Here is an 11696-nt window from a genome sequence, read left to right as displayed (position 1 = left end):
CTCAGCCCTGGGTGTCGGACCAGGCGTCGATCAGCGCGAACAGGTCGAGCTGGAACGCGGCGTCCCTGGCGACCAGGAAGCCGAGGATGCCCATGATCCAGGCCATGGTCTCCCCCGCGGACCTCGCCATCCAGTCCGAGATTCGCTGCAGCACCGGCTCGACCGCGCGCCGGGCCAGGACCCGCCCGGCGAGAAGCACCAGCGCGGGCACGATCATGACGAGGCAGTAGCCCGCGAGCACCAGGACCCGCTCGGGCCCGGCCAGGTCGGCCCCGGTGATGAGACCGATCGCGCCGAGGTAGGGCAGCATCGTCGCGACCTCGAGCACCGCGGCGCCGAGCGCGAGCCCCATCAGGGCCAGGTAGCCGCCCCCGCCCTCGGTGGCCACGGTCCGCTCGCGCCAGCGAGCCAGCCGGCCGGTCAGTGCCGGGGTCGCCCGCGCGGTGCCGGCATCCGGTGTCGCACCGGAGGCAGCAGCGGCGGGCCGGGCGCTGCCATCCGCGCCGGCTCCCCCGCCACCGGCCGCCACACCTCCGCCGACACCGCCCCCGCCGACCTCGCTCACACCGGCGCCACTCACACCGGCGCCGCTCGCGGCGGCACCTGCCGACCGACCACCCACGGTGACCCCGTCCGCCCCGGCCGCAGCGCCGCCGTCGGGCACCTTCTTCTTGCGCCCGACGAAGAACGAGCCCACGAACAACGCCACCCCGACGGCCAGCTGCACCCACAGCAGCACCGGCGAGTCCGACTCCATGATCGAGGCGAGCCCGGTCGCGCCGGCGAGCAGCGCCAGACCGACGCCGAAGTAGAACACCGCGACCGTCGCGAGGAACACGAGCACCCGCTGCGCACGCAGCCGGCCTGGCGCGAGCATCAGCCAGATCGGGATGAGCAGGGTGCCGAAACTCGTGGAGTCGATGAGTGCGAGGACCGCGAGCGGACCGAGCAGGGAAAGTGACATGGGCATCACCCTGACGCCCGTCCGGCGCGGCCACATCGGGCAAAGGCAGGTCCGTGACCTCAGCCCTTCGATGGAGATTCCCCGGAGTGCGACCCATCCCCATCAGTGCCACGCTCGACGGATGACTCATGGGGACACCGCCACGGAGCCGGCCGCCGCACCGACGCGTACCTTCTTCGGACACCCCTGGGGCTTGGCGAACCTGGCCGGCGTCGAGATGTGGGAGCGGTTCAGCTTCTACGGGATGCAGGGCATCCTCGTCTACTACCTGTACTACTCGGCGACCGAGGGCGGCCTCGGGCTCACCCAGGCCGAGGCGACCTCGATCGTGGGTGCGTACGGCGGCCTCGTCTACCTCTCCTCGATCCTCGGCGCCTGGGTCGCGGACCGGCTCCTCGGCGCCGAACGCACCCTGCTCAGCGCCGCCGTGCTGATCATGTGCGGGCACATCGCGCTGGCGGTGGTGCCGGAGTTCATCGGCGTGGGCATCGGCCTGGTCTGCATCGCGCTCGGATCGGGCACGTTGAAAGCGACCACCAGCTCGGTGCTCGGCGACATGTACACCAAGGATGACACGCGCCGCGACGCCGGATTCTCCATCTACTACATGGGCGTCAACCTGGGCGCGCTCGTCGGGCCGCTGCTGACCGGGCTCGTCTGGAAGATGCAGGGCTTCCACTGGGGGTTCGGGCTCGCCGCGCTCGGCATGGCGGCCGGCCTGATCCAGTACCTGCTGCTGCGCCGGTCCACGATCGGTGACGCGGGCAAGGTGGTGACGAACCCGCTGGACGGCCGGGGCCGGATCCGGTACCTCGGCATCGCGATCGGCGCGGTCGTCGTCATCGCCATCCTGGCGCTGGTCGGTGCGATCACGGCCGGCAACCTGTCCACGATCGTGGTCGTGGTGACCCTGGCCGCCACGATCGCCCTGTTCGCGATCATTCTGAGCTCGTCGCGGCTCAGCGACGTCGAACGCAGCCGGGTGATCTCCTTCATCCCGATGTTCGTCGCGAGCGCGGCGTTCTGGTCCCTGTTCCAGCAGCAGTTCACCGTGGTGGCCGTGTACTCGGACGAGCGGCTGAACCGTGAGGTCTTCGGCTGGGTGATGCCGCCGAGCTGGATCCAGTCGATCAACCCGATCTTCATCATCATCTTCGCGGGCGTGTTCGCGGCGATGTGGCAGCGGATGGGACCGCGGCAGCCGTCCTCGCCCTGGAAGTTCGCGATCGGCACGGTCGTGATGGGGATCGCGTTCCTGCTGTTCATCCCGTTCGCGGGCGGCGGCCCGAACAGCACGCCGCTGCTGTGGCTGGTGCTGATCCTGTTCCTGTTCACGGTCGCCGAGCTGTGCCTGTCGCCGGTGGGCCAGTCGCTGTCCACGAAGCTGGCGCCCGACGCGTTCCACACGCAGATGATCGCGCTGTTCTTCATGTCGATCGCGGTCGGCTCGGCGGCGGCCGGGGCGCTCGCCACGTTCTACGACGCGGACAACGAGACCCCGTACTTCCTGGTCCTCGGTGGCGTGTCGATCCTGGCCGGGGTGATCGTGGCGGCGATGAACAAGTGGATCACCAAGATGATGGCCGGCATCCACTAGCTCCATCCTTCGACTGATCCTCGCGCGGCCGGCGTGTGCTGGGATGGCCGGGTGGCACTCCTGATCGAACTCTGGCGCTGGTTGCGGGCGACGCCGCGCCGTCGGGACGTCAGCGACGCCATCGGCGTGGTGGTCGTCGGTCTGTTGCTGCTCGCGACGGACCTGACCGGCTGGCTCTACTCGATGCCATGGGCGCGGCCCGAACCCTGGTGGCACCTCGTCCCGCTCGTGATCGGCGCCGCGATCATGCTGGTCAAGCGGCGACACCCGATCGCCGCGCTGCTGGGCGGCGTCGTGGTCCTGGCCGGCGACGCCGCGATCGGCGGCAGCCTCGCCGTGGTCCTCGTGTTCTGGGACCTGCTCCATTCCGCCGCCCTGTATGCCTCGAAGCGCGCGGTCCAGATCATCCTCGCGATCACCGTGGCCGTCATCGTGGTGACGTTCCTCGTGGTCTGGCTGGCCAGCGGTGACTTCCGGGCGGGGCTCGCCTACGGGCTGCAGTCATTCGCGCTCTACGCGACGCCGATCTGGTGGGGCACCTCGGTGCGCGCGCAGAAGGATCTGGCCGATCTCGCCCACGCACGAGCGGCCGACCTCGAAGGGCTCACCGCGCTGCGCCAGGCCGAGCGCCTGCGCGACGAGCGCGAGCGGATGGCCCGCGACCTGCATGACGCGATCTCGGGGAACCTGTCCGCGATCGCGATCACCACCGAGGCGGCACTGGCAAGGCCCGACGGCGGAGCGGACCGGGCCGCGCTGCTCGCCGCCCGTAGGTCGTCGGTGGCGGCCCTGGCGGAGATGCGCTCGATGATCACGCTCCTGCGGGCCGGCGACGAGCCCGAGCTGGCGCCCGCCCGGCTCAGCGACCCGGTCGAGCTCGCCGGGCTCGGCGTGGCGCACGGCCTGGACCTGACGCTGCCGGCGCGGTTCGGCGCCGACGGCCTGCCCGCCGCCTTCGATCAGGCCGGCTTCCGGATCCTGCAGGAGGCGCTGACGAACGCGACCAAACATGGCGCAGGTCGTGTCGAGGCCCGGCTGACCGACGACGACGGCACCCTTGTGATCGAGGTGAGCAACGCCGTCGGGCCGGTTCGCCGCGGCGACGCGCCCGGCTATGGGCTCGAGATCATGGCCGAACGCGCCACCGCCGTCGGCGGCTCGTGCCGGGCCGGGCCCGACGGCGGACGCTGGGTCGTGCAGGCACGGTTGCCTGCCGCGGGGGCCGAGCCGGCCGACCGCCCGCTCGCCGCGACCACGCCGGGCGAGCCGACGCCGTCGGGCCTTCGCAACGGTGACCACACCAGCAGGGAGCACCCATGACGATCCGGGTCCTGATCGCCGACGACCATGCCGCGATCCGCGCCGGCCTGGGGCTGATGCTCGGCGGCGACCCCGACGTCGAGGTGGTGGGTGAGGCGGCGGACGGGGAGGTCGCCGTGCGCAACGCTCGGACCCTGCGTCCGGACGTGGTGCTGATGGACATCCGGATGCCCCGGATGGACGGCATCGAGGCGACCAGGACGATCGTGGGCGAGGGCCTGGCGGACGTGCTCGTGCTGACCACGTTCGATCTGGACGAGTACGTGTTCGGGGCACTGCGTGCGGGCGCGGCGGGCTTCCTGCTGAAGTCCACCAGCGCGGCCGCCCTGCTCGACGCGGTGCGGCGGGTGGCAGCCGGGGAGGGCGTCGTCGCGCCGGAGGTCACCCGGACCCTGCTCGACGCCTTCGCGACGTCGCGGCCGGGCGGGTCGGGGTCCCCGGAGCAGGGGCACACGCCGGCCGGGGCCGACGGCGGCGCGGCGGACACCGTCGAGCGCGCCGGGCTGACCGCGCGCGAGCTGGAGGTGCTCGGGGCCCTGGCGCGGGGCCTGTCCAACGGGCAGATCTCGACCGGCCTGCACATCACCGAGGCGACCACGAAGACGCACGTCTCGCACCTGCTGGCGAAGCTCGGCTGCTCCTCACGGGTGCAGGCCGCGATCCTCGCGCGCGAGGCGGGCATCGCGTAGGGCGGGCGAGATCACGGCGCGCTCAGCCGACGAGCCCGGCCGACCTCACCCAGTCGCGGAGCCCGACGCGAACGTCCGCGTCGAGCGCTCGCAGCGGCTTCGGCAGGTTCGGCGTACCGACCAGCCCGAGCTCCTCGGCGAGCGCTGACGCCACCCGCATGCTGCCGTGCCGACGCATCAGCTCCCACACCGTCTCCAGCGCCCCCGACAACGCCAGCGCGCCGTTGCGGTCCCCGGCCCGCGCAGCTCTGGTGATCGCCAGGGCCCGTTCCGGAAGGACCCCGCCGACCACCGAGTACCACGCGTCGCAGCCGGCCAGCAGACCGGTGGCGGCCATCGGGTCGCCGCTGATGCCGATGGTCACGTGCTCGGGCACCGCCGCACGCAGCCGCTGCACGTGCGCGGCGGCCGCGTCGGTCCCGTCAGGCACCCCGGGGATCTTGATCGAGCCGACCTGTGGCAACCGGGACACGCGCCCGTAGAGCTCGTCGGCGAACGTGAACTGGGTGGTCCTCGGGTTGTCGTAGACACAGAGCGGCACCGAGAGTTCGGCGGTGACGTCCTCGTAGACCGAACACCTCGTCCTCGGTCAGCGGCTGGTAGGACACCGGCGCCAGCAGTACCGCGGATGCCCCGGCCGCCTGCGCGTCGGCGCTCAGCTCGAGCACCTCCCGGGTGGCCAGGGCACCGATCCCGATGACCACCGGGATCCCGCCCGCGGCATCGACGGCCAGCCGCGCGACCCGGGCCCGCTCGGCGCGCGTCAGGTACGGGTACCCACCCGTCGAACCGAGCGGGCAGACCATGTCGACGCCTCCCGCCACGAGCCGGCGCACCAACCCCACGAACGCGTCCTCGTCGATCCCGGCCGGCCCGACCGGCGTGAGCGGAAATGCGCCGAGTCCACCGAAGAGGTTCACGCGGAACACTCTCCCGCATCGCCGCTGTGACGATGCGCGCTCATGCCCGTGCGGCCGCCTTGTGCGTCAGCCAATCGACTCCGGGCGCTGGCCCAGCACCCGCTGCCCGAGCTCGTCGGGCGTCATGACGCCCGGTTTCGTGCGCTGGGCAGCGGCATGACGCACCAGCTCCGCAAGGGCAGCGTTCACCGGCGCGGTCCGGCCGAGGCGGTGGGCGATCGCCACGATCTCGCCGTTGAGGTAGTCGGTCTCGGCGGATCCGCTGCCGCGGTGCAGCGACTGCCAGGTCGAGCCACCCATGCGTTCGGGCGCACCGGCCACCGGGGCCGCCGTGAGCTGGTCGCGCGAGTGCCGCTCGGACTCGTCCGAGTTCATGGTGATGCCCGCGGCCTCGTAGATCGCCGCGGCCTCGGTGCGGGCGGCCTCTGTGATGTCCTGGCCCAGGCCGCCGTCGCCGAGGAGCGCCTGCACGGCGTTGCCGAGATTGCCGAGCAGCTTGCGGTACTTCCAGGGCATGACGTCGTCGGGCGTCGGAACCTGGATGCCCGCTCGGCCCCAGTCCTCGGCGAGCTGCCTCAGGAAGGCGGCGTCGCCGTCGTCCGCGAGGACGGCCGGGTAGCGGGCGGCGTGGAGGATGGCCCGGACCGGGGCGCAGCGCACGATGATCTCGCCTGGCCGGGCGAGCACGGCGGGCATCCATACGCAGACCCCGTAGACACGTGCGAACCACCGCAGCGCGATCTCCTCGCTCGCGACGCCGTTGAGGGCTGTCAGCAGAGGCAGCCGTTCGCCCGCCGTGCCGACCACCTGGCCGCCGTCGTGCACCGGCGCGTCCACCCAGGTGGCGAGCGCGGCGGCCGCCTGGTGGGTCTTCGTGGCGAGCACCAGCACATCGTCGGTTCGGAGCTCGACCTCCTCGGGCGAGGCCGCGACGTCGGGTCGGCGGGTGATGACGCCGTCGGGCATGCGCACGGTCAGGCCGTGCTCGCGCATCGCCGCCAGGTGCTCACCGCGTGCCACCAGCAGCACCTCGGATCCCGAATCATCCAGCAGCCCACCGACGCCCGCCCCGATTGCGCCCGCTCCGATCACCACGTATCTCATGTGCCTACCCTGCCCGATCAATGGCCCGCACCGCAGTTGTCGACTGCGTCTTTGAGACTGCCGCTGCTCCGCGCACGCGCCCTCCGCGAGTGGTTGGCACCCGATGCCAGCGCCAACGAGTGGATGTCGGCGGCTGATGGTCGGCCACCAGAGCGGACGTCGGCGACCGATGCCTGCGCCCCAACGAGTGGACGTCGGCACCCGATCTGCCGACCCCCTGGTGAGACGCCGCCATCCTTGAATACTGTGGCATCCCATGGATCGAGAGATAGCCGACGCGATTCGGGCAAGCCCGGGCCGATGAGCACCCCCGAAGAGATCGCCGCACGCCTCCTCCAGTACTACGCAGACGAGATGGCGCAGCGCGCCGACCGGCCACTCGGCCAGGAGCGCACCGCGCACGTGGAGGCGTTCGCGGACGACCTCACGCCCACAGACACGGTCCTCGAGATCGGCTGTGGCGCGGGCCGTGACGGCGTGATCCTCGCTGCCACCGGCGCCACGTACATCGGCGTCGACCTCTCCCCCGAAGGCGTCCGGATCTGCCGGGAACTCGGCCTCGACGCCCGGGTTGCGAACGTCACCGACCTGCCCTTCGAGGACGACAGCATCGATGCCGCCTGGTCGATGAGCACCCTGATGCACCTCACCGACGACCAGTTCTCGGGTGCCCTCACCGAGATCGGACGCGTGGTCCGCTCCGGCGGCATGGTCGAGGTGGCCGTCTGGGGGCACGAGCCGCCGCTCGCGTCCTTCGACGAGCACGGCCGCTACTTCAACCGTCGTAGCGACGGAGGGCTTCGCGCGGCCCTCAGCCCGCTCGGCGAGGTCGAGGCGTTCGACACCTGGGACCACTGGCACGGTCACCGCTATCAGTGGGCGCGCGTCCGTACCCTCTGATCCACCGCGTTCAACATCAGCTGGGCCACTTCGAGCTCTCGGCCGCTCTGCTGTAAGCCCTCCCACTGTCAATTCGGCAAGCCGTCCGTGTGCCCTGTGGATGGGGGGTCATCGGGGTGTCTCGGCGGCTGGTTGTGGGTCGGTTGGATCGGCTGATGTCCCTGTATCCACAACGGAAATCGGGGTCCTTGCACTGTCGGTAAGACGTCCTAGAGTGGAGCCCAAGCAGTCAAACAGACGTACGAAACCAGCAGGCGTTTCGGACCACTCGACGTCGACGGGGAGGTGAGCACACATGGACGACACCACCACCACTTCCGGTGCTGGCGTGTCGGGGCCGGGTGTGGCGCTCGCGTCCCGGATGCACCTGTCTCTGGCGGACTTGATGGCGGGGTCGTTGGATGATCAGTTGATCGCGATCGAGGCCCTCACCCAGGGCATCGCGACCGCGGATCCGGTCACCGAGTCCGACCGGTACGGGTCCCGGTTCCTGGGCCACGCGGCGTTGCGGACGCACCTGATCACGCAGGCGTTGACCGGTGCCCAGCTGGACTGGATGGGCCTGGAGTCCGAGGCCGGGACCTGGGACACCAGCAAGGGGTTCCGCACCTACCCCCATTATGTGGCCAAGACCTACGGCATCAGCGGTGCCAGCGCCCGCCGGATGTCGACCCTGGCCACCGGGCTACGCAACAGTCTGCCCGCGACCCGGACCTGGTTGCGGACCGGGAAGATCGGCATCGACCAGGCCCAGATCCTGCTCAAGGCCACCACCACCCAAGCCGCCGTCGACGGCCTGCAATACCCCGCCACCCCCACCAACCCCAACACAGCCGAGGCGAGCACCGACGGCAGCACCAGCACCGACGGCAGCGATGGCACGGACGTGACCGCGGCCAGCGACCCCACCGAGGGCGCCGACGCCACCGAGTCCGTCGAGGCCACCGACGCCACGACAGGCAGCGCCGACGCCAGCGACGAGGCCGACCCCACCGCGACCCCCGACGCTGACGCCACAGCGGCCCCCGACGCCGCAGGCGCCGCTGCTGGTGCTGGTCGGGTGCAGACGGTCGAGGAGTTCCTCCTCGCCAACGCCGCCACCCGCTCGCCGGAGGACCTGCGCAGGTTTGGTCGATCACTTCGTCGCGATCGCCGACCCCGACGCCACCGACAAGGCCCACCACGCCGCCTCCGACCGCGAATACCTCAACATCGACCGCACCATGGACGGCTACCACCTCGCCGGATTCCTCACCCTCGAACACGGCCAATACGTACGCACCGCACTCGAAGCGATCATGGGCAAGCCCGCCGCCGGAGAGACCCGCACCTCCTCCCAACGCCGCGCCCAAGCCCTCAGCGACCTCGCCCACACCGCCCTGGACCACGGCAAAGTCGGCACCTCCGGATCCGTCCGCCCCCACCTCGGCGTCCTCATCAACTACCCCGAATTCCTCGACATCATCACCACCACCGAAACCACCCAGACCACCAGTGGATCCGGAACCGAGGAAGCCCCCGGGACCGAGGAAGCAGCCGGAGCCGAAGACTCGGCGACCGGCGAGGCGCCCGACGCAGCCGAGGCAGCCAGCCCGACGCCGCCCCCGCGACCGATCACCGAACCCCTACCCGGCCTGGACACCACCACCGACCCGACCGATGACCCGGCCGACCACAGCCCGCGCAGCAACGCCAACCCGACCGGCCCGACCGCAACGGACACGGCAGCCCGTCCGGCGAACGAGGCCGGCACGCCCGCGGAAGCACCCACCCCGGCGAGCACGACCACCCCGTGCGACTCAGCGCGCGAGCCCGGTGCTTCCGAGGAACTGCCCACCCCGGCGAACCCGGCCACCCCGGCAGGCGAGCCCGGCGCTTCCGCGCAAGCACCCACCCCGGCGGACCCGGCCACCCCGGTAGGCGAGCCCGGCGCTTCCGCGCAAGCACCCGCCCCCTCGCCCACGTCGGAGGCCACCGGTCTGCCCGACTGCCAATCGCGGGTCGTCGGAGCACTCGGCCAACCCACCACCGACCCCAACGGCACCGCTACGCCCGACACCAACAGCACTGCCCTGCCCGGCACCAACAGCACGGCCCTGCCCAGCATCGCCGTGCCCAGCATCGCCGTACCCGGTGGCGGGCGGGACTGGGCCGCGTTACTCGCCGCGGGACCTGCCACCTTCACCGACAACACCGGACCCGTCCCCCGCGACCTGCTCGACCGCATCATCGGCTGCTCCGGCGAGACCTACCGCATCATCTTCGGACCCGACAACGAAATCCTCAACCACGGCCGAGCCCACCGCCTCTACACCGCCGCCCAACGCCGCGCCATCATCGCCCGCGACCGCCACTGCGTCTACCACAACTGCACCGCCCCACCCGAACGCTGCGAAACCCACCACGGCACCAAACACTGGGCCGACGGCGGCAACACCGACCTCCACGACGCCGGCCTCGCCTGCTACCACCACCACCACTGGATCCACACCCACAACATCACCATGACCCGACACAACGGAAAATGGCACTTCTACCGACCAGACGGCACCGAAATCCACCCCACCAACCCGCCCTGGAACTGACGCGGTTCAAGCGAGGCCGTGCTGGTGAAAGCGTCATCCGATCGCGTGTGGCTCGGCGAGCGTCGGGCCAGTCATGGAGGGATGGTCCCGACAGGATGACGAACCACCTTCCGTGCGCTCACGGACTCGGGTGACTGGCGGATCCGGGCGCCATCAGGGTGCCACGGACGAGATCCAGCACGGCGTCATCGCTGAGTCCTTCGGCGCGCGCGGCGCGGACCAGCGCGGCAGCGGAGCGTTGCAGGCTCTCACCGGCGGCCTCTCGACCAGCTCCGACGGCGACCACGGTACCCAGCCGTCGGCGGGTCTGGACCAGCCCGGACTGCTCGAGCTCGCGATAGGCGCGCGCCACCGTGCCCACGGCCACGCCGAGGTCGGCTGCGAGGTCACGCACCGTCGGCAGCCGGTCGCCTGGGTGCAGGTTGCCGGCTCCCACGTGGCCGGCGATCTGGCTGCGGATCTGCTCGTACGGCGGCACCCCGAGAGCGAGATCCACACGCACCTGCAGGGTCATGGTCGAACGTCCCGCGCCCGCACGGCCGCCGTGGTGCCAGGGTTCGCGCCGTCACCGGACCCACCGCCAGGTCCCGCCCAGTCACCGGACCACGGACCCGCATTCGTCCCTGATGCCCCCGGTCCCGGCCTGGGCTCCCGTGCCGCCCCGTCCAGACGGGCGCGCCGGGCCGGAGTCGGCAAGGCGGCGGCGACAATCGCCCCGAGGAAGACGAGGCCTCCCGCGATCATGACCGGAACCCCCAGGGCAGACTCGGTCACGATTCCGATCGGCGGACCCGCGACCACCAATACCCCGGCCAGGGTCGCTCCGACGGCCAGCTGTGCGCCGCGCAGGAGCCGGGCAGCACTGGTGCGTCGAAGCGCGAGGTCGGCGGCAGGAGCCACCCCCGCCACCGCTGGACGCCTCGCAACCTGGCGGAGCACGAGCTGCGTCACCCCCGCAAGGAGCAGCGCGACCGCGAGGATCGGCACGCCGTAGGGCCACCCGGGGAACGGACCCGCAGAGGAGCTGACGAGGCCGTCGGCGCGGGGCGGGTCGTACACCACGGTGAAACTGGTGCCATCCGCGATGAGGCCGAGCACCACGACGCTCCCTGCCAGCAGCCCACACCACACCAACAACATCACCCAGGGCAGTCGCGGCGAGACGTCGACCGTCGTTCGTCGAACCAGGGCGGCGGTGCGCACGGAGCCCTCGGGCCGTGGCCAGGTGACCTCGCCCACCCAGAGGGTCAGGACATAGGCGAGGCCGGCGACCAGGAACGTGAGACCGAACGCGAGGCCCGGCGGCGCCGCCGGGATCTCGAGCAGGGCAACACCCGCCGCATCCACGGCGAGGGTACCGACGAGCGCGACCACGGCGAGCGTGATCGCCATCGTCGCCGTCCACAGTGCGTGGCGCCGCGCCGCAACCAGGGTCGCGACGGGGGTGTCTTCGGGTCGGGCGGAGCGTCCGATTGCGCCGAGCAGCGCCCCGCCGATCACGACCGTGAGGCCGACCACGAGCAGCGAGAAGACCACCAGGACCGAGATCGTCACGAGACCAGACATGCCGCACCACCCTCACCAGATTATGTATCAATGAGTCGATACATTGACACC

Annotated in this window: 12 protein-coding genes; 5 read left to right on the top strand and 7 right to left on the bottom strand. The window is 71.3% G+C overall.

Annotation, left to right across the window (positions count from 1 at the left end; all coding sequences use genetic code 11):
- Position 1: 1 nt before the first annotated feature.
- Positions 2–964, bottom strand: coding sequence for a GAP family protein (locus GKS42_RS01445; protein ID WP_154792229.1), 963 nt, complete (start codon positions 962–964; stop codon positions 2–4).
- A 121-nt stretch (positions 965–1085) separates the two neighbouring features.
- Here GKS42_RS01445 and GKS42_RS01440 point away from each other — a divergent pair, with 121 nt between their 5' ends.
- The 3 genes from GKS42_RS01440 to GKS42_RS01430 are packed head-to-tail and all read left to right on the top strand — an operon-like array spanning position 1086 to position 4570.
- Positions 1086–2561, top strand: coding sequence for a peptide MFS transporter (locus GKS42_RS01440; protein WP_154792228.1), 1476 nt, complete (start codon positions 1086–1088; stop codon positions 2559–2561).
- Positions 2562–2612: 51 nt separating this feature from the next.
- Positions 2613–3881 carry a sensor histidine kinase gene (locus GKS42_RS01435; protein WP_154792227.1) on the top strand — a complete coding sequence of 423 codons (1269 nt, stop codon included), beginning with the start codon at positions 2613–2615 and terminating at the stop codon, positions 3879–3881.
- Positions 3878–4570, top strand: a complete 693-nt coding sequence (locus GKS42_RS01430) for a response regulator (protein ID WP_154792226.1) — start codon at positions 3878–3880, stop codon at positions 4568–4570. Before GKS42_RS01435 ends, GKS42_RS01430 begins: the two co-directional genes overlap by 4 nt.
- Before the next feature lie 22 nt (positions 4571–4592).
- On the opposite strand, the gene GKS42_RS26860 is transcribed toward GKS42_RS01430, so the two are convergent.
- The 3 genes from GKS42_RS26860 to GKS42_RS01420 all read right to left on the bottom strand — a co-directional run bounded on the left by GKS42_RS26860 (position 4593) and on the right by GKS42_RS01420 (position 6594).
- The gene (locus GKS42_RS26860) at positions 4593–5111 is read right to left on the bottom strand and encodes a dihydrodipicolinate synthase family protein (RefSeq protein WP_354002694.1); all 519 of its coding nucleotides are present in this window, start codon (positions 5109–5111) and stop codon (positions 4593–4595) included.
- Positions 4993–5490, bottom strand: coding sequence for a dihydrodipicolinate synthase family protein (locus GKS42_RS26855; protein ID WP_354002693.1), 498 nt, complete (start codon positions 5488–5490; stop codon positions 4993–4995). Before GKS42_RS26855 ends, GKS42_RS26860 begins: the two co-directional genes overlap by 119 nt.
- A gap of 66 nt (positions 5491–5556) precedes the next feature.
- Positions 5557–6594, bottom strand: a complete 1038-nt coding sequence (locus GKS42_RS01420) for a ketopantoate reductase family protein (RefSeq protein WP_168217700.1) — start codon at positions 6592–6594, stop codon at positions 5557–5559.
- Positions 6595–6894: 300 nt separating this feature from the next.
- On the opposite strand from GKS42_RS01420, the gene GKS42_RS01415 reads away from it, so the two are divergent.
- On the top strand, positions 6895–7494 hold the full coding sequence (locus GKS42_RS01415) for a class I SAM-dependent methyltransferase (RefSeq protein ID WP_168217699.1): 600 nt from the start codon (positions 6895–6897) through the stop codon (positions 7492–7494).
- Between the two features lie 633 nt (positions 7495–8127).
- Here the strand turns inward: GKS42_RS01415 and GKS42_RS25925 are convergent.
- Positions 8128–8439 carry a hypothetical protein gene (locus tag GKS42_RS25925; RefSeq protein WP_168217672.1) on the bottom strand — a complete coding sequence of 104 codons (312 nt, stop codon included), beginning with the start codon at positions 8437–8439 and terminating at the stop codon, positions 8128–8130.
- Between the two features lie 104 nt (positions 8440–8543).
- On the opposite strand from GKS42_RS25925, the gene GKS42_RS01405 reads away from it, so the two are divergent.
- Positions 8544–10079, top strand: coding sequence for an HNH endonuclease (locus tag GKS42_RS01405; RefSeq protein ID WP_290368042.1), 1536 nt, complete (start codon positions 8544–8546; stop codon positions 10077–10079).
- 118 nt (positions 10080–10197) lie between these two features.
- On the opposite strand, the gene GKS42_RS01400 is transcribed toward GKS42_RS01405, so the two are convergent.
- Positions 10198–10593 carry a GntR family transcriptional regulator gene (locus GKS42_RS01400; RefSeq protein WP_154792221.1) on the bottom strand — a complete coding sequence of 132 codons (396 nt, stop codon included), beginning with the start codon at positions 10591–10593 and terminating at the stop codon, positions 10198–10200.
- Positions 10590–11645 carry a hypothetical protein gene (locus GKS42_RS01395; protein WP_154792220.1) on the bottom strand — a complete coding sequence of 352 codons (1056 nt, stop codon included), beginning with the start codon at positions 11643–11645 and terminating at the stop codon, positions 10590–10592. Before GKS42_RS01395 ends, GKS42_RS01400 begins: the two co-directional genes overlap by 4 nt.
- Between the last annotated feature and the right edge of the window lie 51 nt (positions 11646–11696).

The sequence above is a fragment of the Occultella kanbiaonis genome (assembly GCF_009708215.1).
GTDB lineage: Bacteria > Actinomycetota > Actinomycetes > Actinomycetales > Beutenbergiaceae > Occultella > Occultella kanbiaonis.
This window is presented reverse-complemented; position numbering and strand designations above follow the sequence as displayed.